The sequence below is a fragment of the Streptomyces sannanensis genome (assembly GCF_039536205.1).
Classification (GTDB): domain Bacteria; phylum Actinomycetota; class Actinomycetes; order Streptomycetales; family Streptomycetaceae; genus Streptomyces; species Streptomyces sannanensis.
In genome coordinates this window covers 3,039,132-3,062,726 of sequence record NZ_BAAAYL010000001.1, presented here as the reverse complement: position 1 = coordinate 3,062,726, position 23,595 = coordinate 3,039,132, and the positions used below count along the sequence as shown (strand labels likewise).

At 71.4% G+C, this 23,595-nt stretch carries 22 protein-coding genes and 3 pseudogenes; 14 read left to right on the top strand and 11 right to left on the bottom strand.

The annotated features are described in order from the left end of the window. Window positions 1-54: 54 nt before the first annotated feature. Both ABD858_RS14370 and ABD858_RS14365 read right to left on the bottom strand, forming a co-directional pair. Entirely contained in the window at window positions 55-309 is a 255-nt protein-coding gene (locus ABD858_RS14370) for a DUF397 domain-containing protein (RefSeq protein ID WP_345037338.1), read from the bottom strand. Between the two features lie 22 nt (window positions 310-331). Then, window positions 332-1,126, bottom strand: a complete 795-nt coding sequence (locus tag ABD858_RS14365) for a helix-turn-helix domain-containing protein (RefSeq protein WP_345044535.1) — start codon at window positions 1,124-1,126, stop codon at window positions 332-334. A 74-nt stretch (window positions 1,127-1,200) separates the two neighbouring features. Between ABD858_RS14365 and ABD858_RS14360 the strand changes: the two genes are divergently transcribed. Next, a complete protein-coding gene (locus ABD858_RS14360) occupies window positions 1,201-1,683 on the top strand; it encodes a hypothetical protein (protein ID WP_345037336.1) in 483 nt (160 codons plus the stop codon). Between the two features lie 73 nt (window positions 1,684-1,756). Here the strand turns inward: ABD858_RS14360 and ABD858_RS14355 are convergent, their stop codons facing one another. Further along, a complete protein-coding gene (locus ABD858_RS14355) occupies window positions 1,757-2,446 on the bottom strand; it encodes a GDSL-type esterase/lipase family protein (protein WP_345037334.1) in 690 nt (229 codons plus the stop codon). 87 nt (window positions 2,447-2,533) lie between these two features. Here ABD858_RS14355 and ABD858_RS14350 point away from each other — a divergent pair, with 87 nt between their 5' ends. Next, window positions 2,534-3,514 carry a WD40 repeat domain-containing protein gene (locus ABD858_RS14350; RefSeq protein WP_345037332.1) on the top strand — a complete coding sequence of 327 codons (981 nt, stop codon included), beginning with the start codon at window positions 2,534-2,536 and terminating at the stop codon, window positions 3,512-3,514. Between the two features lie 137 nt (window positions 3,515-3,651). Here the strand turns inward: ABD858_RS14350 and ABD858_RS14345 are convergent, their stop codons facing one another. Both ABD858_RS14345 and serC read right to left on the bottom strand, forming a co-directional pair. Further along, on the bottom strand, window positions 3,652-5,046 hold the full coding sequence (locus tag ABD858_RS14345; RefSeq protein WP_345037330.1) for an AAA family ATPase: 1,395 nt from the start codon (window positions 5,044-5,046) through the stop codon (window positions 3,652-3,654). Between the two features lie 51 nt (window positions 5,047-5,097). Continuing rightward, window positions 5,098-6,216, bottom strand: a complete 1,119-nt coding sequence (gene serC / locus ABD858_RS14340; protein WP_345037328.1) for a phosphoserine transaminase — start codon at window positions 6,214-6,216, stop codon at window positions 5,098-5,100. A gap of 196 nt (window positions 6,217-6,412) precedes the next feature. On the opposite strand from serC, the gene ABD858_RS14335 reads away from it, so the two are divergent. The 6 genes and pseudogenes from ABD858_RS14335 to ABD858_RS14310 all read left to right on the top strand — a co-directional run bounded on the left by ABD858_RS14335 (window position 6,413) and on the right by ABD858_RS14310 (window position 10,157). Next, window positions 6,413-7,360, top strand: a complete 948-nt coding sequence (locus ABD858_RS14335; RefSeq protein WP_425586198.1) for an EamA family transporter — start codon at window positions 6,413-6,415, stop codon at window positions 7,358-7,360. 79 nt (window positions 7,361-7,439) lie between these two features. Continuing rightward, window positions 7,440-8,246, top strand: a complete 807-nt coding sequence (locus ABD858_RS14330) for a TIGR03084 family metal-binding protein (protein WP_345037326.1) — start codon at window positions 7,440-7,442, stop codon at window positions 8,244-8,246. Further along, window positions 8,228-8,371 (top strand): annotated as a pseudogene (locus tag ABD858_RS14325) (acyclic terpene utilization AtuA family protein); the annotation flags it as partial. The gene ABD858_RS14330 and the pseudogene ABD858_RS14325, both read left to right, overlap by 19 nt. After that, window positions 8,370-8,525, top strand: a pseudogene (locus ABD858_RS14320) (acyl-CoA dehydrogenase); the annotation flags it as partial. The pseudogenes ABD858_RS14325 and ABD858_RS14320, both read left to right, overlap by 2 nt. Before the next feature lie 322 nt (window positions 8,526-8,847). Continuing rightward, window positions 8,848-9,582, top strand: a complete 735-nt coding sequence (locus ABD858_RS14315) for an enoyl-CoA hydratase family protein (RefSeq protein ID WP_345037324.1) — start codon at window positions 8,848-8,850, stop codon at window positions 9,580-9,582. Further along, window positions 9,570-10,157: a TetR/AcrR family transcriptional regulator gene (locus tag ABD858_RS14310; RefSeq protein WP_345037321.1), complete on the top strand. Its 588-nt coding sequence runs from the start codon at window positions 9,570-9,572 to the stop codon at window positions 10,155-10,157. The genes ABD858_RS14315 and ABD858_RS14310 overlap by 13 nt, the downstream gene beginning before the upstream one ends. On the opposite strand, the gene ABD858_RS14305 is transcribed toward ABD858_RS14310, so the two are convergent. Together ABD858_RS14305 and pdxH are read right to left on the bottom strand one after the other, a co-directional pair. Continuing rightward, on the bottom strand, window positions 10,158-11,246 hold the full coding sequence (locus ABD858_RS14305) for a DNA polymerase III subunit beta family protein (protein ID WP_345037319.1): 1,089 nt from the start codon (window positions 11,244-11,246) through the stop codon (window positions 10,158-10,160). It lies immediately after the preceding gene. Between the two features lie 469 nt (window positions 11,247-11,715). Next, on the bottom strand, window positions 11,716-12,345 hold the full coding sequence (gene pdxH, locus ABD858_RS14300) for a pyridoxamine 5'-phosphate oxidase (RefSeq protein WP_345044529.1): 630 nt from the start codon (window positions 12,343-12,345) through the stop codon (window positions 11,716-11,718). 308 nt (window positions 12,346-12,653) lie between these two features. Between pdxH and ABD858_RS14295 the strand changes: the two genes are divergently transcribed. Next, the gene (locus ABD858_RS14295) at window positions 12,654-13,754 is read left to right on the top strand and encodes a citrate synthase 2 (RefSeq protein WP_345037317.1); all 1,101 of its coding nucleotides are present in this window, start codon (window positions 12,654-12,656) and stop codon (window positions 13,752-13,754) included. A gap of 162 nt (window positions 13,755-13,916) precedes the next feature. Then, window positions 13,917-15,236 carry a PAS domain-containing protein gene (locus ABD858_RS14290; protein ID WP_345037315.1) on the top strand — a complete coding sequence of 440 codons (1,320 nt, stop codon included), beginning with the start codon at window positions 13,917-13,919 and terminating at the stop codon, window positions 15,234-15,236. Between the two features lie 25 nt (window positions 15,237-15,261). On the opposite strand, the gene ABD858_RS14285 is transcribed toward ABD858_RS14290, so the two are convergent. Further along, the gene (locus ABD858_RS14285; protein WP_345037312.1) at window positions 15,262-16,017 is read right to left on the bottom strand and encodes an SIS domain-containing protein; all 756 of its coding nucleotides are present in this window, start codon (window positions 16,015-16,017) and stop codon (window positions 15,262-15,264) included. A gap of 164 nt (window positions 16,018-16,181) precedes the next feature. On the opposite strand from ABD858_RS14285, the gene ABD858_RS14280 reads away from it, so the two are divergent. The 3 genes and pseudogenes from ABD858_RS14280 to ABD858_RS36800 all read left to right on the top strand — a co-directional run bounded on the left by ABD858_RS14280 (window position 16,182) and on the right by ABD858_RS36800 (window position 18,782). Beyond that, complete coding sequence (locus ABD858_RS14280) at window positions 16,182-16,874, top strand: iron-dependent transcriptional repressor DtxR (RefSeq protein WP_345037310.1); 693 nt, start codon at window positions 16,182-16,184, stop codon at window positions 16,872-16,874. A gap of 537 nt (window positions 16,875-17,411) precedes the next feature. After that, the gene (locus ABD858_RS14275; protein ID WP_345037308.1) at window positions 17,412-18,281 is read left to right on the top strand and encodes an alpha/beta fold hydrolase; all 870 of its coding nucleotides are present in this window, start codon (window positions 17,412-17,414) and stop codon (window positions 18,279-18,281) included. A gap of 72 nt (window positions 18,282-18,353) precedes the next feature. Then, window positions 18,354-18,782 (top strand): annotated as a pseudogene (locus tag ABD858_RS36800) (zinc ribbon domain-containing protein). A 5-nt stretch (window positions 18,783-18,787) separates the two neighbouring features. Here ABD858_RS36800 and ABD858_RS14260 read toward each other — a convergent pair. Genes ABD858_RS14260 through ABD858_RS14250 form a run of 3 tightly spaced genes read right to left on the bottom strand, consistent with a single transcriptional unit; the run spans window position 18,788 to window position 21,946 of the window. Continuing rightward, window positions 18,788-20,383, bottom strand: a complete 1,596-nt coding sequence (locus tag ABD858_RS14260; protein WP_345037302.1) for a transporter — start codon at window positions 20,381-20,383, stop codon at window positions 18,788-18,790. After that, the gene (locus ABD858_RS14255) at window positions 20,380-21,201 is read right to left on the bottom strand and encodes an ABC transporter ATP-binding protein (protein WP_345037299.1); all 822 of its coding nucleotides are present in this window, start codon (window positions 21,199-21,201) and stop codon (window positions 20,380-20,382) included. The genes ABD858_RS14260 and ABD858_RS14255 overlap by 4 nt, the downstream gene beginning before the upstream one ends. A 46-nt stretch (window positions 21,202-21,247) precedes the next feature. Beyond that, window positions 21,248-21,946 carry a bifunctional DNA primase/polymerase gene (locus ABD858_RS14250; RefSeq protein WP_345037296.1) on the bottom strand — a complete coding sequence of 233 codons (699 nt, stop codon included), beginning with the start codon at window positions 21,944-21,946 and terminating at the stop codon, window positions 21,248-21,250. Between the two features lie 245 nt (window positions 21,947-22,191). Between ABD858_RS14250 and ABD858_RS14245 the strand changes: the two genes are divergently transcribed. Beyond that, window positions 22,192-23,574 carry an NsdA family TPR-like regulatory protein gene (locus ABD858_RS14245; RefSeq protein ID WP_345037293.1) on the top strand — a complete coding sequence of 461 codons (1,383 nt, stop codon included), beginning with the start codon at window positions 22,192-22,194 and terminating at the stop codon, window positions 23,572-23,574. Window positions 23,575-23,595 lie beyond the last annotated feature (21 nt).

The window sequence follows — 23,595 nt, the reverse complement described above, 5'->3', positions numbered from 1 at the left end:
GGGTCGTCGTCCTCGGCATCGGTATGTACACCCTGTCGACGCTGGGCAACCGCCTCACGCGAGCGGCAGGTCCTGCTTCCTGAGGGTACCGGCGACGAACACGGACCAGGCGCCGGGGGAGACGGCGAGGCCGGGGCGGGCGGTGTCCTTGGAGTCGCGGACGTGGACGGTGGTCGGGCAGGCGGCGACTTCTACGCACTCGCCCTGGCTGCCGCTGTAGGTGGACTTGGTCCATTCGGTGGCGACCTCGACGCAGGCTCCCTGGTCGCCGCTGTAGCTGCTTTTGAACCACTTCAGATCGGTGTTCATAGCGCTTGTGCCACCTGTTCGATCAGTTTCGCGGAGTGGGGCTGAGAGCCTGAGCTCGAAGAATGCCATACCGTGCGAACAAGTCGCCCAGCTCCGGTTGTTCGGTGACGAAGAAGCCTCCGCTCTGGCCTTCGATGTATCCGAGTGGCCGCCGTTCCGTTGTCTCCAGCAGCGCCATCGGGCCGTTCAGGCCGGCATGGGTCTGCCGCTCCGGAGGCATCACCTGAATCTCCACGTTGCGGAGACAAGCGATGTCGAGCACATGATGCAGTTGTTCCTTGAGAACCGGTCGGCCGCCAAGTGGGCGAGTGAGTGCGATCTGCTCGCGTACGAAGCTGACCACCGGTGCGGGCTTACGGCGATGAAGGAGCTGCTGTCGCCCGAGCCGCGTCGCCACCCGAGCCTCAACGTCCTCGTCATCGAGTGGTGGACAGTGGCAGTTGAAGACAGCTCGCGCGTAAGCCTCGGTTTGGAGGAGGCCGGGGATCACGTGGTTCTCGTACCAGTGAACAGCGACTGCTGTCGCCTCCTCGTCTTTGTACTCCGCGAACCACGACGGCAAATGGCTGACCCGCAACTCCTTCGCCGCCGCCAGAAGTGCACCCTGCGCACCCAGCACCTCGTCCGCGACGGACACGAAGCTGCCCTTCGGCGGACGCTCTCCGCGTTCCACCATGGCCACCTGCGACTTGGAGAAGCCCAGGTGCTTGCTCAGCGCCTCCTGCGAGATCTCGGCCCGTTCGCGGTAGAAACGCAGCAACGACCCGAACATCTTCGCGTTGCCGGAACCCCGTTCACCGGAGCGCACGACGACCACCTCCAAGTGCACATCCCTGCACGGTCAGTGAGATGTGCTGGTGACAGTAGCCGTCGCGGGGAAGCCTTTTGCGTATGAAAGCGAAAAGTTCACCGGACCCGGTGCCGTCCTGGGTGCCCGCGTCCGGGCATGCCCTGCGGCACGCGGGCATTCATTTCGACGCCGTGCGCATCGCCGGGTTTCTGGGTGAGCAAGTGGCGTACGAGCTCATGGTGTTCACGGACTTCCGGGCGGGGCCGATCGTGCGTGAGGCCATCGGGGAGCGGAACACGTACTTCCTGTTGCCGCCGCACACCGCGGCCGCGTACGTCTGGCCGGCGGGAGTTCGCGCGCTGAGCCGGGTCGACCGGGGCGCGGCTTTCGTCGGCGTGCCCGCGTTGTGCGGGTTCACGTGGCCGCTGGACTGGCGTTCGCGGCCGACTGTCGACGTGCCATTCGTGGAGCCCGAGGTGTTGTTCGAGATCGCGGGCCGGGTCGCCGAGGGGCCGGGGCTCTCCGGTGGGAGCGGCGCGGAGAGCCCCGGCAGCACAGGAGGAGCAGGTCAGAGTCCCCCGTAGTCCCGCACCACCCTTCGCGCCCCTGTTCGGCGGCGGCGACCGTGCGCCGGGCGACGCCCATGGCTCGTGTGGCTCAGGCGCAACCGGTATACGGCCCGCCCAGGCCCCACGCCTGGTGCATCGCGTCGGCGAAGGCGGCCGCGAGCCTGTGCTCGCCGGAGGCGTTCGGGTGCGTGCCGTCGTACGTGTCGCGGTGGAGGTCCCAGCCGGCCGGTCGGGAGGCGAGCAGCAGGGGCGACCGAGGGGTGTCCAGCTCGGCGACCGCCTTCGCGAGGAGTTCGTCGAAGCGGTCGACCTCGGCCGCGAAGGGCGCGTCGGACATGGCGCGTACGTTCGGGATGACCGGGAGCAGAACGGCCTGGACCCGCGGGTTGGCCGCGCGGGCCTCCTCGACGAAGAGGCGGACGTTGTCCGCGGTCTGCTCGGCGTTCGTGTAGAAGCCGAGGTCGATCAGGCCGAGGGAGACGAGCAGGGTGTCCGCCTTGTGCGTGGCGACCGTCTCGCGGATCAGCGGCGCCATGTGCAGCCAGCCCTCGCCCCAGCCGGCCAGGTGCCCGCGGGCGTGCTCGGGGAAGTCCGGGTCGCCGTACGCGTACGAGACGGGGGCGTCCGCCGCCTTGTCGTACAGCTCGTCGCGCGGGCCGACGATGCGGAACGGGCCGCCGAAGGACGTGGACAGGTGTTGCCACATACGGAAGCGCCAGGTGTGGTCGCCCGCGCTTCCGATCGTCATGGAGTCGCCGACGAACAGGAACCTGTGCATCCGGCCATCATCGCGGATGCCTTCCGATCAGGGCCCTGACCTCGGATGTGAGTCCGAACACGCGGACGGGATGGCAGGCTTGGGGGTATGCGTTCGCTTCTGTGCGTCTCCGGGGCCGTCGCGGCCGTGCTGATCACCGCTGTCCCGGCCACCGCCGACGACCGTGACCAGGACTTCACGATCAAGGATCCTCGGATCACGGAGTCCAGCGGGCTCGCCGCCAGCCGGGCCCACCCCGGCATCTACTGGACGCACAACGACAGCGACGACGGCCCGTACGTCTACGCGGTGGACTCCCGCAACGGCGAGACGGTCGCGACGGTCACCCTGCGCGGGGTGGGGCGCCCGCGCGATGTGGAGGCGGTCTCCGTCGGCCCCGACGGAAACATCTACGTCGGCGACATCGGCGACAACCGCAACGGCACCTGGGACCACGTCTGGATCTACCGCTTTCCCGAACCGCGGGAGCTGCGGGACACGACCGTCCAGGCGACCCAGTACACCGTCCGGTACGCCGACGGGCCGCGGGACGCCGAGGCGCTGATGGTCCACCCGAAGACGGGCCGGGTCTACATCGCCTCCAAGAACGAGGACGGCGGCGGGCTGTACGAGGGCCCGGCCCGGCTGTCGTCGTCCAAGCCGAACGTCTTCCGCCGGATCGGCGAGGTGCCGTGGGTGACGGACGGGGCGTTCTCGCCGGACGGCACGGAGCTGACCCTGCGCGGCTACATCGGGGCGCGTACGTACGAATGGAAGGACGGCGCCCTCGGCAAGGACCGCTCGGCGAACGCGCCCTTCCAGGGCCAGTCCGAGTCGGTCACCTACACGGCCGATGGCACAGCGCTGATGTTCGGCTCCGAGGGCAAGGGCAGCAGGGTGCTGCGAGTGGCGGTGGAGAAGAAGCCCGGCGACACCGACAGCGCCGGTACGCCCCCGAAGGAGGACGGTTCGCCGTCCGCCGCGGGTGCCGCCGGCGGGAACGACGGGAACTTCACCCTGGGCGTGCTCGTCCTCGCCGGGGCGACCGCGCTCGTGGTCGGACTGAAGCGGCTGCTGCGCCGCGGCTGAGCCGGTGGCGCGCTCCGTCCGGGTCGGCCTGGGGGTACCTCCCAGCGGTAGCTGGGGAGTGTCCGTCCTCAGGCGCCGGACGGGCTGCGATGCCGACGCCCCACACCGGCCGCCCGGGCGGAGGGCGGTCCCCGCCTCTACGAGCCCTCGTAGAGGCGGGGCAGGTCCACCAGGACGACCTCTCCCCGGTCCGCGGCGGCCTGGAGCTCCGGGGTGAAGCCGGACGCGCCGTAGCACGCGGGCCTGGCGTGGCTTGTGTCGACCCCGTGCGCGGAGAGCGCCCGCAGGACGTCGTGGAGGCGGTCCAGGTGGGGCACACCCATGGGCGCGTGCCAGTCCGCCGCGCCGACGGACAGCAGCGTGTCGCCACCCCGGACGACGACGTCGACCACGTGGTCCGGCAGCGTGCCGACCGTCGCGCTGGTCGGCGTACCGCCGAAGGTCGCGGGGTCGGCGTACTGGACGGCCCATTCGCGGCACAGCTGGGCGAAGTGCGGGGCGACGACCTTGTCGAGGAACACGGTCCGGCTGCGCTGCCAGGTCAGCGCGGTGCCGCCGGGGCGTACGACCGCGTGGTGGAAGAGGATCAGGGGCTCGGCGATGCGGTAGACCGTGCGGTGGACGCGGAAGGCGTCCGGGGTGGCGGTGAGCAGCCCGCAGCGGGTGAGCGCGGTGAGCGGATGGGTGACGTCGGTGGTCCGGTGACCCACCGTGTCGGCGATGGTTCCGGCGGTGTGGTGGCCTGTGGCGACGGCGGCGAGTACGGAGTGGTACATGGCCCGGTCCTGGAGATCGGGCTGGCTGGCCAGCAGCCACAGGGGGTCGCCGTGGATGCGGCGTGCCGGGTTGAGGAGCGTACGGCAGACCCAGTCGTCGAAGTCGGCCGGCCCCTTCGGTACGTCGTCGTCGACGAACTCGCGCCGGTAGGCGGGGGTTCCGCCGACGACGGCGTGGACGAGGACGGCGAGCCGGGGGTCGCGGATGCCCCAGAAGTCGGCCGCTTCGCGGTAGCCGAAGCCGTGCACCACCAGGTTGAGGTCGCAGCCCCCGGCCGCGAGGCCGCCCATGTAGGACGCGGAGCTGCCGCACAGCAGGAAGCGGGGCCGTCCGGCGCGGATGCTCAGGGCCGCGTGGAGGCGGGAGGACAGGTCGGGGGCGTTGTGCACGAGGTACGGGAACTCGTCCAGCACCACGGGCAGCGGACGCTCGGCCGCCAGGCCGAAGAGGAGGTCCAGGGCCTGCGCCCAGTCGGCCGGCCGTGGTGGGACGTCGGCGCCGGTGAAGCGGCCCACGGCCGCGCCGAGCAGCCGCAGGGATTCGGCTGCCGACGCGGGGACGGCCACGTGGTAGAAGCCGCCGGCGGCTTCGGCCAGGGACTGGAGCAGATAGCTCTTGCCCTGGCGGCGGCGCCCGGAGACGATCCCGAGCCGGGCGCCGTCGTTCCCGTCGGCGGCGAAGGCGGTGAGCTCGGCCCATTCGCGGTCGCGGTCGAACATGTCCGACGGCTTGGGCGGCAGTTGCACTTCGGACACTGCGGGCTCCTATGGGGGGTACGAAAGCGGGCGCACCCCCCGATAACGAGCCTAGAGGCGCTCGATCACGTAGTCGATGCATGCGGTCAGCGCCTCGACGTCCGCCGGGTCGACCGCCGGGAACATCGCGATGCGCAGCTGGTTGCGGCCCAGCTTGCGGTACGGCTCGGTGTCGACGATGCCGTTGGCGCGCAGGGTCTTGGCGACGGCCGCCGCGTCGACCTCGTCGGTGAAGTCGATCGTGCCGATGACCTGGGAGCGCTTGGCCGGGTCGGCGACGAACGGGGTGGCGTGCGAGGACTTCTCGGCCCAGGCGTAGAGACGGGACGAGGAATCGGCGGTACGGGCCACCGCCCAGTCCAGGCCGCCCTGGCCGTTGATCCACTTCAGCTGCTGGTCGAGCAGGAAGAGGGTGGAGAGGGCGGGGGTGTTGTACGTCTGGTTCTTCAGCGAGTTGTCGATCGCGGTCGGCAGCGAGAAGAACTCGGGGACGTGGCGGCCGGACGCGTGGATACGGGCCGCGCGGTCCAGGGCGGCCGGGGAGAAGGCCGCGAGCCACAGGCCGCCGTCGGCGGCGAAGGACTTCTGCGGGGCGAAGTAGTAGACGTCCGACTCGGTGATGTCGACCGGCAGACCGCCCGCGCCCGAGGTCGCGTCGACCAGGACCAGCGCGCCCTCGTCGGCGCCCGCGACCCGCTTGACCGGGGCGGCGACACCGGTGGAGGTCTCGTTGTGCGTGAAGGCGTACACGTCCACGCCGGCCTCGGCGACGGGCTCCGGGTGGGTGCCCGGCTCGGAGGAGATGACGCTGGGCTCGGCCAGCCAGGGCGCGAGCTTCGCGGCCTTGGCGAACTTGGACGAGAACTCGCCGAAGCTCAGGTGCTGCGACTTGTTCTCGATCAGCCCGTGGGTCGCGATGTCCCAGAACGCGGTGGAGCCGCCGTTTCCGAGGATCACCTCGTAGCCCTCGGGCAGGGAGAAGAGGTCCCGGATGCCCTGACGGACGGATCCGACCAGGTTCTTGACCGGAGCCTGGCGGTGGGACGTACCGAGCAGGGAGGTACCGGTGGCGGCCAGGGCGTCCAGCGCCTCCGTACGCACCTTGGAGGGGCCCGCGCCGAAACGGCCGTCGGCGGGCTTGATGTCAGCGGGAATCTGGATATCAGCCACGGGCGCAGGATAGTGCGTACGAGACGTCCGTCTTGTGCACGTCCACCCGGTGAGACGTACGGAACCTCCGGGGCGGTTCGGCGCCCCGGGGCGGCGAACCCGGAAGTCCATCATCCGTTCGGCCGGCCGAGCCTGCGGAACCTCATGCCATCATGGGACCTTGGGTACAGCCCATTGGACAGTGAGGTGCACCACAGTGAACGATCTCGACGTCGCCGAAGCGGGCATCGCCGCCGACGCGGCCGTCTCCGCCGCTCCCGGGAGCACCCGGACACCGCTCGGCAACCGCCTCGGCCCCGTGGCACTGGTCGTCGCGGGCGGGATCTCGGTGCAGTTCGGGGCGGCCGTCGCCGTCCTGCTGATGCCGAGGGCCGGCGCGGCCGGCGTCGTCACGCTGCGGCTGGTCTTCGCCGCGCTGGTGCTGCTCGTGGTCTGCCGGCCCAGGCTGCGCGGCTACTCGCGCGCCGACTGGGGCACGATCGTCGCCTTCGGTGTCGCGATGGCCGCCATGAACGGCCTCTTCTACCAGGCAGTGGACCGTATCCCGCTGGGTCCCGCGGTGACCCTGGAGGTGCTGGGCCCGCTGGCGCTCTCGGTGATCGTGTCCCGGCGTCTGGTGAACCTGCTGTGGGCCGGGCTCGCACTCGGCGGTGTGTTCCTGCTCAGCGGCGGAGGCGGCTTCGGCCGGCTCGACCCGGCGGGCGCGGCGTTCGCGGTCGGGGCGGGCGCCATGTGGGCCGCGTACATCGTGTTCAGCGCGCGCACCGGACGCCGCTTCCCGCAGGCGGACGGCCTCGCGCTGGCCATGGCGGTCGCGGCGGTCCTCAGCCTGCCCCTCGGGGTCGCCGAGTCGGGGGAGAAGCTGCTGGTGCCGTCGACACTGGCGCTGGGCGCGGCGGTGGCACTGCTGTCGTCCGTCCTCCCGTACACCCTGGAACTGCTGGCGCTGCGGCGGCTGCCCGCGCCCACCTTCGCGGTGCTGATGAGCCTGGAACCGGCCATCGCGGCGCTGGCCGGCTTCCTGGTGCTGCACCAGGGACTGTCGACGCTGGACGTGCTGGCCATCGTGCTGGTCGTCGCGGCGAGCATGGGAGCCGTACGGACGCAGGTGGCGAAGGCCGCGTCGGGCGCGTCCGGAAAATAATGCAAGCAGGCTTGATTGTTTTGTGCGGCGCTGCCATGCTCCCGGACACACCGCTGGTTTCCCCAGAGGGGAGCACACCGTGTTCGACCCGGCAGCGCTGTACGACGACCTGCGTGCCGAAAGTGATGAACTCGACCGCCTGGTCGAGAACCTGAGCGAGACGGACTGGGCGCGCCCCACCCCCGCGCCCGGCTGGACCGTCGCCCACCAGATCGCCCATCTGGCCTGGACGGACCGCAGCGCATGGCTCGCCGCGACCGATCCGACGTCCTTCCGCGCGGACGTGGCGGAGGCCGAGGCCAGGGAGATCGACCTGGCCGCCGCCGTCGACCAGGCCGCGGAGGCCGCCGTCCGGGCCATGACCCCGGCAGAGCTTCTCGCCCGGTGGCGGGACACGCGCGAACAGGTCCAGGAGGTGCTGCGCGCCGCCCCGCCCGGCGCCCGCCACCCCTGGTACGGGCCGCCCATGAGCGCCCCGTCGATGGCGACCGCCCGGCTGATGGAGACCTGGGCGCACGGCCAGGACATCGCCGACGCGCTCGGCGTGTCGCGCGAGCCCACCGCACGGCTGCGGCATGTCGCCCGGATCGGGTCACGGGCACGGGACTACGCCTACGCGGCGCACGGGGAGCGGCCGCCGGACGAGGAGTTCCGGGTCGAACTGACCGCCCCCGACGGGGGGCTCTGGACGTACGGGCCGGAGAGCGCCGCACAGAAGGTGACCGGGCCCGCACTCGACTTCTGTCTGCTCACCACCCAGCGGGCCCACCGCGCCGACCTCGCCGTCGTCGCCGAGGGCCCGGACGCCGACCACTGGCTGGACATCGCCCAGGCCTTCGCCGGCCCGCCCGGTCCCGGACGCGCGCCCTGCGGGAGGCGGGCGTGACCGTACTGAGGATCGGCAACGCCTCGGGCTTCTACGGGGACCGCTTCGACGCCTGGCGCGAGATGCTCACCGGCGGGCCGCTCGACGTGCTCACCGGGGACTATCTCGCCGAACTGACCATGCTCTGTGCACACCCTCGGCGGGAACGGCCTCACCCGCGAGTACGGCCTCGCCTCCCTCGTCACGGCGTCCCGCGTCGCCCGGATCGCCCCGGTCAGCCGGGAGATGATCCTGAACTACGTGTCCCATCAGACCCTGCGTCTGCCCAAGTCGTATTAGACCGACCGGCAATAGGGAGCGTGGGACAAGGAGCGAGTCGAGAGCCGAGTCTGGGCGTGCATCGTGAGGAGAGCGCAGCGGCGCTGCGCGCGACGAGGGATGTGCGTCCAGGCGAGAGCTGTCGGCACGCGACGCCGCGGGCCCTATTGCCGGTCGGTCTTAGTTTGCCGGGAAGATCGCGGCTCCCCCGGCTGCCTCCCCCCAGCTACCTCCGGGGGGCCCCAGAGGTGTCCCCGTACAAGAAGGTCCGCCGGGTCGAGTTCGTCGACGCGGTGCCGAGGGCGGCCTCCGGCAAGATTCTCCGGCGCGAACTGAGGGATCGATGACAGTCGTACACACCGCACACGAGCGCGGCATCACCACGCTCACGCTCGACTCGCCGGCGAACCGCAACGCCCTGTCGGCGCGGCTCGTCGGCGAGCTGCGGGAGGCACTGTCCGCGTGCGCCGAGGCCCCGGACGTACGGGCCGTGCTGCTGACGCACACCGGGAGCACCTTCTGCGCGGGCGCGGACCTGAAGTCACCCCCCGACCCGTCGGCGTACGTGTCCCTGATGCGCGCGGTGGTGGCGCTCCCCAAGCCCGTCCTGGCCCGGGTGACCGGCCACGTCCGGGCCGGCGGAATGGGCCTGCTCGCCTCCTGCGACATCTCGGTGGCCGGCCCGTCCGCGAGCTTCGCCTTCACCGAGTCCCGGCTCGGCCTGGCGCCCGCGGTCATCTCCATGCCCGTACTCCCGCGCATGGACCCGCGAGCGGCGGCCCGCTACTACCTCACCGGCGAACGCTTCGACGCGGCGGAGGCGGTCCGCACCGGCCTGGTCACCGTGGCCGGCGACGACCCGGACAAGGCCCTCGCCCCGATTCTGGACGCCCTCCGCCTGGCCTCCCCCCAGGGCCTCGCGGAATCCAAACGCCTCGTCACCGCCGGTGTGCTGGATACTTTCGACCGGCAGACGGACGGACTGACCGCCCTCTCCGCGGCCCTCTTCGCCTCGGCCGAGGCGCGCGAGGGCATGCTGGCCTTCCTCGAACAACGGGACCCCGCATGGGCGTTGTGACCCCACCCAAGCAGGACCGCAGCCGGGCCACGCGCCGGCGTCTGCTGGAGGCAGCCGTGTCCTGCCTGGCCGAACACGGCTGGGCGGGCTCCACGGTCACCGTCGTCGCCGAGCGCGCCGGAGTCTCGCGGGGCGCGGCCCAGCACCACTTCCCCACCCGTGAGGACCTCTTCACGGCGGCCGTGGAATACGTCGCCGAGGAACGCTCCACCGCCCTGCGCGCCCTCTTCCCCGACGACCCCGGCGACCGGCGGGCCGTCCTCGAAGCCCTGGTCTCCCTCTACACCGGCCCCCTCTTCCGCGCCGCCCTCCACCTCTGGGTCGCCGCCTCCGACGAGGACCGGCTCCGCCCCCGCGTCACCGAACTCGAAGCCCGCGTCGGCCGCGACGCCCACCGCATCGCCGTCGAACTCCTCGCCGTCGACGAATCCCGGCCCGGCGTCCGCGAAACGGTCCAGGGCTTCCTCGACATGGCCCGCGGCCTGGGCCTGGCCACCCTCCTCACGGACGACAGCGCCCGCCGCGCCCGGGTGGCGGCCCAGTGGGCCGCCCTCCTGGACGCGGCGCTGCGCTGATCAGTCGTCCAGCCGCACCGGCATCAGGATCGAGAACGTCTCCTCGTCGCCGGGCCGGCGGACCGCCATGGGTGCCGTCGAGCCGTTGAACTCGAGGACCAGCCGGTCGCGGGCGCCGGCGGCGAGGGCATGCAGGAGGAACTCGCGGTTGACGGCGATGCGGTCCTGGCCGTCGGTGCCGTCCTCGGAAACGGCCACCGCGCCCTCGGCCGTCACCGTGAGCACGCTGAGGTCGAACGGAGCGCCGTCCTGTTCACGTACCTCGCCGGTGCGGACGGGGCCGGTCTCCAGCGCCTCCCGCAGGGCCGGCACATCGACGGTGACCCGCCGCCCGCCCGGCAGCCGCACGAGACGGCGGTAGTCGGGGAACTCGTGGTCGAGGCACCGGCCGGCCGTCTGCCGGTCCCCGGCCTCCAGGGCCACCCTGTCCCCGTCCACGGTGAGTTCCACCATGAGACGTTCCGCCGCGCCGTCGCTCAGCAGCGCCCGCATGGCGTCGGCGAGCGGAGCCGGCACGACGGCCTGCGCCCGCGAACCGTCATGACCGACGGCACCGGCACGGGCGACGGCCATCCGGTACCGGTCGGTGGCCACGACCGTCAGCGCCTCGCCCTCGACGTCGAACAGGACACCGGAGAGCATCGGCAGCTCCGGGTCGGTACTGACGGCGAACCGTACGGCGTCCAGCGCGGCGGCCAGATCGGTGGCGGAGACGGTCAGCCCGGCGGTGGTGGTGTGGACCGAAGTCATCGGATTCTCCCTGCGTTCGAGTAGCGCCCGGACCGCGGAGAGCTCACTGCGGGCATCGGCAAGACCCAGCTCGAGACGGCGCAGATGCCCCTCCAGCAGCTTCCGCACCAGGCCGGTGTCGGCCCGGCCGGCCAGCACCAGCCGGATGTCGGCCAGGGGCATCCCCGCCCGCCGCAGCCGGGCCAGCAGCCGCGCCTCCTCGAGCTGCTCGGGGCCGTACCAGCGGTAGCCGCTCACCGGATCCACCCAGGCCGGAACCAGCACACCGGCCCTGTCGTAGAACCTCAGGGCGCTCACGCCCAGGCCGCTGTCCCGGGCCATCTCGCCGATGCTGCGCATCTCGCTCTCCACACCCGGAACCCTGGGCCCTCCACCAGGTCGAGGGTCAACCACGAAATTCACTTGAGCGGTGTCGGCCTCGCTCCTAGGCTTTCACCAACGAGAAGGGAGGTGGTTCGGAAGTGATTTCTTACCGGACGCGTGAGGTGGCTGCGGGCTGACGCCCGTCGTCGCACTCTGTGCCGCGCCGGCCACCGCCGGCCCAATCCAAAGCAGTCACCGCCCCGCGGGCTCGCCGGTACGTCCGGCCGGCTCCTCCTCGGAGGGACCGAGCCCGCGGGGTTCTGCGTTTCCGCGCGCCTTCGGCGCTCAGGCCCTGTCGCCGATCATGCCGGGCCGCGACGCCTCGGTGCCCGCCGCGGAGCGGCTGCGGTGACATCAGCCGCTTCGCGGCGGGCCCTCCTCCGCCTTGCGATGCACGGCACCACGAGACACCGGCCGCTCCACGGCCTGATCGATCGGACAGGACCTACGGGCAGAGCCGCTCGATCCGCCAGCTCTCGCCCTCGCGTACATACCGCAGCCGGTCGTGCAGCCGGTTCCCGTGGCCCTGCCAGAACTCCATCGTCTCCGGTACGACCCGGTAGCCGCCCCACTCCGGGGGCACCGGGACCTGCTCGCCCTCCGGGTAGCGGGCCGCGAGCTCCTCGTAGCGCTGCAGCAGCTCGGAGCGCGAGGGGATCACCGTGGACTGCTCGCTCGCCCAGGCGCCCAGCTGCGAGCCGTGCGGGCGGGTGCGGAAGTACGCGGCCGTCTCGTCGCGGCCCACGCGTGCCGCCGTGCCGGTGACGACGACCTGGCGGGCCAGCGGGTGCCAGGGAAAGAGCAGCGAGACCTGGGGGTTCGCGGCGATCTCGCGGCCCTTGCGGGAGGCGTAGTTGGTGTAGAAGACGAAGCCCCGCTCGTCGTACGACTTCATCAGCACGGTACGGGTCGAGGGGCGTCCGTCGGGAGTGGCCGTGGCGACGATCATCGCGTTCGGTTCGAAGATGACGCCCTCGCTCTCGACGGCCTGCTTGAACCAGCGGCGGAACTGCTGCATCGGAGAGAGGGCCAGACTCGCCTCGTCGATGATCTCGGAGCGGTAGTGCTCACGCATGGCGGCGGGATCGTGATGGATGTTCGGCACGCTGCCATCCTGCCGCAGCGTCTGAGTCTGCCCGGCACGGAGTGCCGTCAACCCTCCCGGGACGAAACGGGGCACTGTGCCGGATGTCACGCTTCCCTCGCATCAGTGGATACCGACAGAATCCGGATCGGGGCACTGTGACCTCTGAACAGCAGGGGATATCGTGCCTGCCTCCCCCTCGGTCGGATGACCGGCGACCGCACGGGGCATCACCGGGGGGACCGCATCAGCCCCCTTCCTGCTTCGCACCCGTCGCACACATGATGAGGAGCCGCCTGATGTCCGACTTCGTACCAGGACTCGAAGGAGTCATCGCGTTCGAGACGGAGATCGCAGAACCCGACAAGGAAGGCGGCGCCCTCCGTTACCGCGGCGTCGACATCGAGGACCTGGTCGGCCGTGTGTCGTTCGGGAACGTATGGGGACTGCTGGTCGACGGAGCGTTCAACCCCGGCCTGCCGCCCGCCGAGCCGTTCCCGATCCCGGTCCACTCCGGTGACATCCGTGTCGATGTGCAGTCGGCACTGGCGATGCTCGCCCCGGTGTGGGGTCTGAAGCCCCTGCTCGACATCGATGCGGCGCAGGCGCGCGATGATCTGGCGCGGGCCGCGGTCATGGCGCTGTCGTACGTCGCCCAGTCGGCGCGCGGCCAGGGCCTGCCGATGGTGCCGCAGCGGGAGATCGACAAGGCGGAGTCCGTCGTCGAGCGGTTCATGATCCGCTGGCGTGGCGAGCCGGACCCCAAGCACGTCAAGGCAGTGGACGCGTACTGGACCTCGGCGGCCGAGCACGGCATGAACGCGTCGACGTTCACGGCCCGGGTCATCGCGTCCACCGGCGCCGATGTGGCGGCCGCGCTGTCCGGTGCGGTCGGTGCCATGTCCGGGCCGCTGCACGGCGGGGCGCCCTCGCGTGTGCTCGGCATGATCGAGGAGATCGAGCGCACCGGTGACGCGGTGGCATACGTCAAGCAGGCCCTGGACCGGGGCGAGCGGCTGATGGGCTTCGGCCACCGGGTCTACCGCGCCGAGGACCCGCGGGCGCGGGTGCTGCGGCGTACCGCCAAGGAGCTGGGAGCGCCGCGCTTCGAGATCGCCGAGGCGCTGGAGAAGGCGGCGCTGGAGGAGCTGCACAACCGCCGCCCGGACCGCGTGCTGGCGACCAACGTCGAGTTCTGGGCGGCGATCATGCTGGACTTCGCGCAGGTCCCGGCGCACATGTTCACCTCGATGTTCACCTGTGCCCGCACGGCCGGCTGGTCGGCGCACATTCTGGAGCAGAAGCGCACCGGCCGCCTGGTGCGTCCTTCCGCGCGCTATGTCGGCCCGGGCCCGCGTGCCCCCCGCGAGATCGAGGGCTACGAGGACATCGCGCACTGACCCTCCTTCGCTCCTCTTCCGAGCACCTGAGGGGCCGGCGCGCCCGGCCCCTCAGGGGGATTAATTTCGGGGAAGCCCCTGTGTGCTGCGTCACGTTCCAGTTGAATGATCTGACGTGCGGCAGACGCACATGCGGAGTACGTCCTTGCAGGGGGTGCCAGGGTGAGTGCTTCCCGGAGCAGCAGCGAGACCACCAGTGAACTGCTTGCCGCGCTCCTCGACGGCATGGACGCGGCGCTGTGCGCGTTCGACGCGGACGGGGTGGTCACCCACTGGAACCGTGAGGCCGAGCGGATCCTGGGCTGGTCGGCCGAGGAAGCTGTGGGACGGCCGGGGTTCGCGGGGTGGGCGGTGCGTACGGCCGACGCGGACGAGGTGCAGAAGCGGCTGATGGCGGCGATGGACGCGCCGGGCCGTCAGGTGCACGAGTTCGCGCTGCTGTGCAAGGACGGCGGCCGGGTCCTGGTGCGTACCCAGTCGGCGCGGGTGAGCGGCGCGGACGGGGCGCCGGCCGGGGTGTACTGCGCGTTCAGCGAGGTGCATGCGCAGATCGACCTGGAGCGGTCGATCGCGCTGAGCGAGGCGCTGCTCGACGACGCGTCCTGGGGTGTCGTGCTGGTCGATGTCGATCTCCGGCCGACCGTGGTCAACGCGCATGCGGCGCGGGCGCTCGGCACGGGGCATACGACGCCGCTGGGGCGGCCCCTGGGCGAGCTGATCACACAGGGCGTGGAGGAGCTGGAGGGCGCGCTGCAGCACGCACTGGCCGAGGGCGCGTCGCCCGGGCCGGCCGAGCTGTGGGTGACGGTGCGTACGGCCGAGGGGGAGCGGCGGCGCTGCTGGCGCAGCGGGTTTCTGCGGCTGGCCTCGCCACTCACGGAGGAGCCGGTTCCGCTGGGCGTGGGCTGGTTGTTCCAGGACGTCACGGACGCCCGGGTGGCCATGCAGGAGGCGGACCGGCTGCGGTTCCGTACGAAGCAGCTGCACCGGGCGGCGCGGGTGGCGGCGGAGTGCGAGGACCCGATGGAGGCGGCCATGTCGTACGTCGACTTCGGTATCGCGGGCTTCGCCGATCATGCGCTGATCGACCTGGTGGCGCCGGACGGTCTGGTCCGGCTGGCGGCCACCCCGGCGGGGGCGCCCGGGCCCTGCCTTCCGGTCAACGGGCCGGCGGTTCCGCTGCGTTGCCCGGAGGGGCATCCGGCGCTCAGGGCGGTGGAGCGCCTCGGCTCGGTGCGTACGAGCGCGGGGCGGGGCGCCGACGCGGAGCGGTGGACGGCGGACCGGCACTGGCCCGCGGAGTGTGTGCACGCCCTGTCCACCGTGCTGCGCAGCCGCGGCCGGACGCTGGGGGTGGTGAGCTTTCTGCGGGGTGCGGGCCGGCCGGCCTTCGAGAGCCCCGACACGCCGTACGCGGAGGAGGTCGCCGCGCGGGTCGCGGCGGCCCTGGATCTGGCCCGGGTGGAATCCGCCGGGCCGTGACGGGTGCTTCCGGTGCGAGGGCGCGTCAGTGACGGAAGAAGATCCGGTCGTGGTACTCGGCCATGACGCGGCCGTTCCATTCGTGTCCGCCGTCGACGTTCCCGGAGCGCAGCAGCGGAGGCTGGATGCCGCGGCCGGCCAGTTCGCCGGCGGCCGTGGCCATGACGGCCTGCATCAGGGCGCTGGTGACGACGGTGGAGGCGGGGGCGAAGGGGGCGTCGACGCCCTCGGCGGTGAGTTCCGCGTCACCCACCGCGATCTTGCTGTCGAGGACGATGTCGCAGTGGTCCTTCAGGAAGGTGCGGGAGGAGTGCTGCGAGCGGGTCTCCTTCGCGTATGCCACCGAGGTGACGCCGATGACGGTCATGCCGAGGGTCCGCGCGTGCGCGGCCATCTCCACCGGGAGCGCGTTGCGGCCGGAGAGCGATATGACGAAGAGGACGTCCCCGTCGGCGGCGGGCGAGCTGTCGAGGACCGCGCCGGCCAGTCCGTCGACGCGTTCCAGCGCGGAGCCGAGGGTGGCAGGCATGACGTCGACGCCGACCGCGCCCGGCACCGCGAGCAGGTTCATCAGGGCGAAGCCGCCGGCCCGGTAGACGACGTCCTGGGCGGGGAGAGCGGAGTGGCCCGCGCCGAAGGCGAAGAGGCGGCCGCCGGCGGCCACGGCGTCGGCGACGGCGGTGCCGGCCGCGGCGATGTTCGCGGACTCCTCGTCGCGTACGCGCCGGAGCAGGCCGATCGCGGCATCGAAGAACCGGCCGGCCAGCTTGTTCTCGCTCATCCCCGGAGCCCCTTCCAGCATGCGAGCCGCTCACGCTACAGAGTGCTCCGACAAGGCACGCTTGTCAGCGGCATGCGTCAGAATTGGTGCAGGGCCAGCGCACGACACCTTGTGAACGCAGCTTGAACGGCACGGCTTGAACGTCACAGCATCGAGGGGCACGTATGTCCGGACTGATCGACACCACGGAGATGTACCTCCGCACCATCCTCGAGCTCGAGGAAGAGGGCGTTGTCCCGATGCGCGCGCGGATCGCGGAACGTCTCGATCAGAGTGGCCCGACGGTGAGTCAGACCGTCGCGCGCATGGAGCGTGACGGTCTGGTGCAGGTGGCGGGTGACCGGCATCTGGAACTGACCGTCGAGGGGCGCCGGCTGGCCACCCGGGTCATGCGCAAGCACCGGCTCGCGGAGTGTCTCCTCGTCGATGTGATCGGCCTGGAGTGGGAGCAGGTCCACGCCGAGGCGTGCCGCTGGGAGCATGTGATGAGCGAGGCGGTGGAGAGGCGTGTGCTGGAGCTGCTGCGTCACCCCACCGAGTCGCCGTACGGCAATCCGATCCCGGGCCTGGACGAGCTGGGCGAGAAGGGCGAGGTCGAGACCTTCCTCGACGACAGCATGGTGAGCCTGGCCGATCTGGAGCCGGGCGCCGAGGGCAAGACGGTGATCGTGCGGCGTATCGGTGAGCCGATCCAGACGGACGCGCAGCTGATGTACACCCTGCGTCGCGCGGGCATTCAGCCCGGGTCCGTGGTGAGCGTGACCGACTCCCCGGGCGGTGTGCTGGTCGGCAGCGGTGGCGAGGCCGCCGAGCTGGACGCCGATGTCGCCTCGCACGTCTTCGTGGCCAAGCGGTAGTGCCCCTCCCGGCAACTTGCCCCGTCGCGACGCTCCCCCAGCTGGGCGCTGAGCGCTGGGCGTACGCCCTCCCCGCGCTCGGGTGCGCCGGGGCCCTGCTCCCGGAAACCCGGGGCGAATTGTGGTCCGAATGGCAGCGGTCGGACGGATCGCGTGCCAGGCTGTGGCGTGAGGCATACGACCTGAGGGCAGCGGCCGGGCCCACCGCAGGAGTCCCGCTGTCGGGAGGGAGCAGGGAGTGCGCCCGCGAGCGGCATATGAGGAAGGCCCCGGCGCCAAGGGGCGCCGGGGCCCGACCTCCCCCGCAGTGACCCGGAGCCCCGAGCTCTCAGGGTCACTTCCCTCGGACCGATTTCCCCGAGCGGTCCGTCCCCCGTTGAAGATCTCCCCTCGGCAGCGGATGTCAATCCTTGAGTGCCGTCACTCGAACGAGCGGTGTTGAGTGGCGTACGCCGATTTTCGAATAGGGGTTCGATAGCCTGAGGTGAACCACGGTACGCAGGGACCGATCCGGGACAGAAGGGGGTGCCAGGGCATATGGCGCGACGCATGGACGTAACCGGAGCCGACGGCGTACGCCTCGCGGCCTGGGAGTTCGCGGACCCCCCGAAGGAGCGGGGCGAGGACGGGAGCGCCCCCGGCGTCCTGCTGCTGCACGGGCTCATGGGCCGCGCCTCGCACTGGGCCGGCACGGCCCGCTGGCTCGCCGAGCGGCACCGGGCGGTCGCCCTCGACCAGCGCGGACACGGCCGCAGCGACAAGCCGGTGGACGGTCCGTACACCCGCGAGGCGTATGTGGACGACGTCGAGGCCGCCGTCGAGCAGCTGGGCCTCGGGCCGGTGATCCTGATCGGTCACTCCATGGGCGCGCTGACCGCCTGGCAGCTCGCCGCCGGACGACCCGATCTGGTGCGGGCGCTGGTCATCTGCGACATGCGTGCCTCCGCGCTCGGCGCGGCCTCCCAGCGGGAGTGGACGGACTGGTTCCGGGCCTGGCCGGTGCCGTTCGCGACGCTCGCGGACGTGCGGAAGTGGTTCGGCGAGGACGATCCCTGGGTGGAGCGGCCGAATCCGGCACGCGGTGAGTTCTTCGCCGAGGTGATGGCCGAGCGGACGGACGGCTGGCGGCCGGTCTTCTCCCGGCGGCAGATGCTCACGTCCCGCGAGACCTGGGTGTACGACGCGCACTGGGAGGAGCTCGCGATGGTCCGCTGCCCGACGCTGGTCGTGCGCGGCCTGGACGGCGAGCTGGGCCGGGCGGAGGCGCAGGAAATGGTGCGGGTGCTGCCCCAGGGGCAGTACGCCGAGGTGCCCGAGGCCGGTCATCTGGTCCACTACGACCAGCCGGAGGGCTGGCGCGCGGTCGTGGAGCCGTTCCTGGAGGAGACCGCGCGGGTCTACTCCTGACGGCCACCCGGGAACTTCGATCAGGAGACCACCCGCATTCGTCCGCGAGAGCCAAGCGGTCCACGTGGAGACATGAACGTCAAAGGCATGGCCACCCGGCGCGGCAGACTCGGCAAGAGCGTCCACGACCAGTCCCTCGGCATGTTCATCCGCACCCTTCAGGCCAAGTGCGCCAGGTACGGGCGAACCTTCATCAGGGTCTCCCGCTGGTTCCCCTCCACCCGGCTGTGTTCCCGCTGAGGGTGCCTCACCGGCCCGAAAGGCCGCGCAGAGTTGCACATGCGCGCCTGGACCTGCACGGAGTGCGGAACGCGACACGACCGGGACGCCAACGCCGAGATCAACATACGCGCCGCCGGACGGGCGGAGCGTCAAAACGCCTGTGGAGAGCACGTAAGCCCCCGCATGCCGGGGCAGCACTCGTCGAAGCAGGACCCCCCCCGAAGCCCCGCCGCTCACTGCGGCGAGGCAGGCGGGAATCACCCACGTTCACGTGGGTGAGGACGTCAACCCTTGCTCACTGCCGTCAGGATCTCCGGCAGCCGCTCCGCGGTACGCGGGCCCGCCCAGCGCAGAGCGCCCCATATCAGCAGCGTGCCGTACACGGCGCCCAGCGGCAGCAGCAGCCACAGCCAGGCATGCCCGCCGGACAGATGCAGCCACACGGTCAGCGCGACCACCGGCACGCACAGCAGGAACGCCGAGACCATCCCGCCGAACATGGAGATCCAGGCGATCGCGCCCTGACCCGGCGCCACGTTCCGGTGCGCGCTGTCCTGCGGGATCGAGTACGGGAAGCCGGCCGAGGCCACCGCGCCGGTCGCCAGCATTCCGCCGAGCAGCGCGAAGGTGAGCCCGAGCGCCTCGGGCAGCGCCGCCCAGTCGTCGGCGAGGGCCGCCGTGACCACGGTGACCAGCACCGAGTACGGCACGGTGACGATCATCAACGCGATGGTCCGCGCCCGCAGTTCGAGATAGGCGTCACGTGGCGAGGAGATCGTCGTCAGCACCATCCAGAAGGCGGAGCTGTCCTGCCCGAACTGGTTGTACATCCCCATGCCCATCATCCACGCGGCGAAGCAGCCGAAGTAGACGGTCCCGGCGCCGTTGAGGACGTTGAACACCGGCACGATCAGGCCGATGGCCAGCGCGGTCACCAGACCGGCCCGGATCTTGGGGTGCCGCCACATGTACTGCAGGGTGCGCTGCACCGTCGCCCCGGTGCGCCCCTCGGGCAGCAGCCGCCCAAGTCCGCGCGCGGACTCCTTGCGCGAGGGCCCCGACGCGGCCTCGAGCGTCGAACCGTCCGGCGCCGTCATCAGTTTCACCAGTGAGCGCTGCCAGACCCACAGCAGCGCGACCAGGGCTGCGGCGGTCAGCAGCAGTCCGGCGGCGGCCCGCCCGTACGCTCCCTCGCTCGCGGCGTCCACCGCGCCGATCGCCGACGCGGGCGGCAGCCAGCGCACCACGTCCGCGACCGGTTCGAGTGTCGCGAGCCCGGCATCGTCGCCGAGCCGCTGTGCACCGAAGTTGACGACCTGGAGGCCGACCGCGATCACCAGACCGCTGAGCACCGCCAGATCACGCCCCTTGCGGGAGGTCAGCAGCCGGGTGTTGGCCGCGACGACCGCCCGCGCCAGCGCCACGCACACCAGCATCGTGAGCACCACGGCGAGCACACCCACCACGAGGGCCGCCGCTCCGTGCGCCACGGCGATCACCGAGCCGACGACCAGGCAGAGCGAGAAGAACGGCCCGATGCCCACCAGCGACGACACGAGCAGCGCGACGGTCAGCCGGCGCGGTCGCAGCGGCAGCATCACCAGCCGGGTCGGATCCAGCGTCTCGTCGCCCGACGGGAAGAAGAGCGGCATGAAGGTCCAGCCCAGCGCGAGCACCCCGGTGAGCAGCACCACGAGCGTGGCCGCGTTCTCGTTGCCGCGCATCAGGACCAGTCCGAGCAGCTCAAGAGCGGCGAGGAGGAGCGCCAGCACGGCCGACGCGATGTACGCGGCCCGGCGGCCGGAGGACCGCTTCAGACCGTTCTTCAGCAGCGACAGCTTGAGCCGTACGAAAATCGGAGTGAGGGAGGGGGCGCTCACCGGCCTGCCGCCCCGCCGCCGAGCCAGTCCAGGGACGCACCGGCGTCCCGGCCGTTCGCGCCGACCAGTTCCAGGAAGGCGCTCTGGAGGGTGGGCGCGTCACCCCGTACCTCGGCCAGCGGACCGTGCGCGCGGATCCGGCCGGCCGCCATCACGGCGACCCAGTCGCACAGCGACTCGACGAGCTCCATGACATGGCTGGAGAAGACGACGGTCGCCCCGGAGGCGGTGTAACGCTCCAGCACTCCGCGGATCGTCTGCGCGGAGACCGGGTCGACGCCCTCGAAGGGTTCGTCCAGGAACAGCACTTCGGGGTTGTGCAACAGCGCGGCGGCCAGGCCGATTTTCTTGCGCATACCCGTCGAGTAGTCGACGACCAGCTTGTGCTGAGAGCCCGCCAGATCGAGAACGTCCAGCAGCTGGGTGGCCCGCTTGTCGGTCTCGGCGCCTGGCAGCCCCCGCAGCCGGCCGATGTAGCCGAGGAGTTCGCGTCCCGAGAGACGTTCGAAGAGCCGCAGCCCCTCGGGCAGTACACCGATCCTGGCCTTGACCTCGACCGGGTCCCGCCACACATCGTGGCCGGCCACCTCGACGGTCCCCTGATCCGGCCTCAGCAGCCCGGTGACCATCGACAGCGTGGTCGTCTTGCCCGCACCGTTCGGCCCCACCAGACCGATGAACCGGCCCGCGGGCAGCTCCAGATCGATGCCCGCGACGGCGATCTGCTCACCGAAACGCTTCCACAGCCCCTGTATGCGAACCGCGGGCGGCGTCACCTCCGGTGCTGCGCCCGTTCCTTCGACTCCCTGGCCCCGCATGGTGCTCAACTGCCTTTCGGATGTTCCCCGCTTTTACGGGAACACCCTACTTTCGGCGTGACTTGGCAGCTGCGGCCTCCCGTCCGCATGCGTACGCCAGCGGGCTGATCAGCTCCTCCGCGTCCGGCAGCCAGCGGTTGGCCGGAGTGGGCCGGCGTGCCCACTGCACCGCGCCACGACCGCCGATCCGGGTCGGCGGCGCCGCCACGTAGTCGCCCTCGCCACGTGCCATCAGGTCGATCGCGGACACCGTCCAGCCCAACTTCCGCACCAGCTCGGGCGCCTTGGCGGCGGTGCCGGGCAGGACGAAGAACAGCATCCGGCGGTCCGGGGCGCAGATGACCGGGCCCAGGGTCAGATCCATCCGCTCCATCCGGGCCAGCGCCAGGAATCCGGCGGCCTCGGGCACATCGACCGCGTCGAAGGTACGGCCGGCCGGCAGCAGGACCGATGCCCTCGGCTGCCTGGACCACAGCCGGCGCGCGACGACCGCGCTGCCGGTCACCTGCGTCGCCCAGTCCGGCCGGGCCGGGTGCGCGCCCGGCACAGGGCACCCGGTGTCGCCGCACGAGCAGCGTTCCGTACCGTTCTCCGGCTCCAGCCAGGTGCCGGGGAACACATCCCAGTGCCGCTCTTCCACGTACCGCACGGCGCTGTCCAGCAGTTGGTCGCCGCGTTGCTTGGGGATCCGTGCGGACTCCGTGACTCCGATGGTCTCTTCCACGAAGAACTCAACTCCCGCCATCACCTGGGGTTACGGGCGTGCGGCGGGCCGGGCCGGGAGTGCCGATCCCGCATGCGGGGCGCATGGATGCATGGCCGGGGGCGCGCATGCGGGGGCGCCGCACAGGGCGGGTAGCCACATGCGTGGAAGCACGTGTAGAGCGGCACAGGAAGTCATCTTCCACGAACCATCCGACGCATCCGCATTTCTCCGCTTTTCCAAGGGCAGTGATCAGACAGTGATCATTGCCGCCTCAGGGGGTAGTCATGGCAGCCAGGCCTCTCGTAGCCCGTCAGCCCAACGAACGGCTGCAGGCACTCATCCAGGAAGCCGGGTGCTCCAACGCCGGGCTCGCCCGCCGCGTCAACATGGTCGGCGCGGAACGCGGACTCGACCTCCGCTACGACAAGACGTCCGTGGCCCGTTGGCTGCGCGGCCAGCAGCCGCGCGGCCGGGCACCGGGGATCATCGCCGAGGCGCTGGGCCGCAAACTCGCGCGTACGGTCTCGATCGAGGAGATCGGCATGGCCAACGGCAAGAACCTCGCCTCCGACGTCGGCCTGCAGTTCTCGCCCACCGTCCTCGGAGCCATCGAGCAGGTCTGCGAGCTGTGGCGCAGCGACGTCGGCCGCCGCGAGATCCTCACCGGGGCCACGGTGGCCGCGTCCGCGCTCGTCGAGCCCAGCCGCGACTGGCTGATCACCGGCGCCGACGCACAGGTCGCCCGGTCCGCGGGCGCGCGGGTCGGGGCCTCGGACGTGGCGGCGGTACGGGCCATGACCGACGCCCTCGTCGAACTGGACCACCGGTTCGGCAGCGGCCATGTCCGCCCGGTCGTCGTGCACTACCTCAACAGCGTCGTCTCCGGGCTGCTGTCCGGCTCGTACCGCGAATCCACCGGCCGCCGGCTCTTCGCGGCCGTCGCCCGGCTCACCGAACTCGCCGGTTACATGGCCGTCGACACCGGCCGGCCCGCGCTCGCCCAGCGCTACTACATCCAGGCGCTGCGCCTCGCCCAGGCGGCCGGCGACCGCGGCTACGGCGGCTGTGTACTGGCCGCTTCGATGAGCCACCTCGCCGCACAGCTCGGGAACCCGCGCGAGATCGCCCAGTTGGCGAGGGCCGCGCAGGAAGGAACGCGAGGCCGGGTCACCCCGCGTGCGGAGGCGATGTTCCACGCCGCCGAGGCGCGCGGGCACGCGCTCATGGGCGACGCCCGCGCCTGTCAGGAGGCGGCGGGCAGGGCCCTGGCCGCGATGGACCGCGTCGACCCGGACTCCGGTGACGACCCGGACTGGATCGCGCACTTCGACCGGGCCTATCTGGCCGACGAGTTGGCCCACTGCCACCGTGACCTCGGCCAGGCCGACGCGGCGGCCAGGCGCGCCGAGGAATCCCTTGGTGCCCACCCGGAGTCGAGGGCGCGCCGCCGCACGATCGGGCTGATCCTGCTGGCCTCGGCCCAGGTTCAGCAGCGCGAGGTGGAACAGGCCTGTCATACGGGCCTGCGGGCCGTGGAGTTGCTCGCCACCCTGCGCTCCAACCGCGGCGCGGACTATCTGGACGACCTCCGGCTACGCCTGGAACCGTACGCGGAGGAGCCCGCGGTGCGGGAGTTCGGTGCCCGTGCCGACATGCTGGTGGCGTGAGAGCACCACCTGTTATGTACC

Bases quoted from the DNA above. Each gene is read 5' to 3' on its own strand.
- ABD858_RS14355 (WP_345037334.1), bottom strand. From the start codon at position 2,446: ATGCACAGGTTCCTGTTCGTCGGCGACTCCATGACGATCGGAAGCGCG.
- ABD858_RS14360 (WP_345037336.1), top strand. From the start codon at position 1,201: ATGAAAGCGAAAAGTTCACCGGACCCGGTGCCGTCCTGGGTGCCCGCG.
- ABD858_RS14350 (WP_345037332.1), top strand. From the start codon at position 2,534: ATGCGTTCGCTTCTGTGCGTCTCCGGGGCCGTCGCGGCCGTGCTGATC.
- ABD858_RS14280 (WP_345037310.1), top strand. From the start codon at position 16,182: ATGTCCGGACTGATCGACACCACGGAGATGTACCTCCGCACCATCCTC.
- ABD858_RS14305 (WP_345037319.1), bottom strand. From the start codon at position 11,246: ATGCGCAGCATCGGCGAGATGGCCCGGGACAGCGGCCTGGGCGTGAGC.
- ABD858_RS14310 (WP_345037321.1), top strand. From the start codon at position 9,570: ATGGGCGTTGTGACCCCACCCAAGCAGGACCGCAGCCGGGCCACGCGC.
- ABD858_RS14245 (WP_345037293.1), top strand. From the start codon at position 22,192: ATGGCAGCCAGGCCTCTCGTAGCCCGTCAGCCCAACGAACGGCTGCAG.
- ABD858_RS14250 (WP_345037296.1), bottom strand. From the start codon at position 21,946: ATGGCGGGAGTTGAGTTCTTCGTGGAAGAGACCATCGGAGTCACGGAG.
- ABD858_RS14275 (WP_345037308.1), top strand. From the start codon at position 17,412: ATGGCGCGACGCATGGACGTAACCGGAGCCGACGGCGTACGCCTCGCG.
- ABD858_RS14285 (WP_345037312.1), bottom strand. From the start codon at position 16,017: ATGAGCGAGAACAAGCTGGCCGGCCGGTTCTTCGATGCCGCGATCGGC.
- ABD858_RS14295 (WP_345037317.1), top strand. From the start codon at position 12,654: ATGTCCGACTTCGTACCAGGACTCGAAGGAGTCATCGCGTTCGAGACG.
- ABD858_RS14315 (WP_345037324.1), top strand. From the start codon at position 8,848: ATGACAGTCGTACACACCGCACACGAGCGCGGCATCACCACGCTCACG.
- pdxH (WP_345044529.1), bottom strand. From the start codon at position 12,345: ATGCGTGAGCACTACCGCTCCGAGATCATCGACGAGGCGAGTCTGGCC.
- ABD858_RS14255 (WP_345037299.1), bottom strand. From the start codon at position 21,201: ATGCGGGGCCAGGGAGTCGAAGGAACGGGCGCAGCACCGGAGGTGACG.
- ABD858_RS14370 (WP_345037338.1), bottom strand. From the start codon at position 309: ATGAACACCGATCTGAAGTGGTTCAAAAGCAGCTACAGCGGCGACCAG.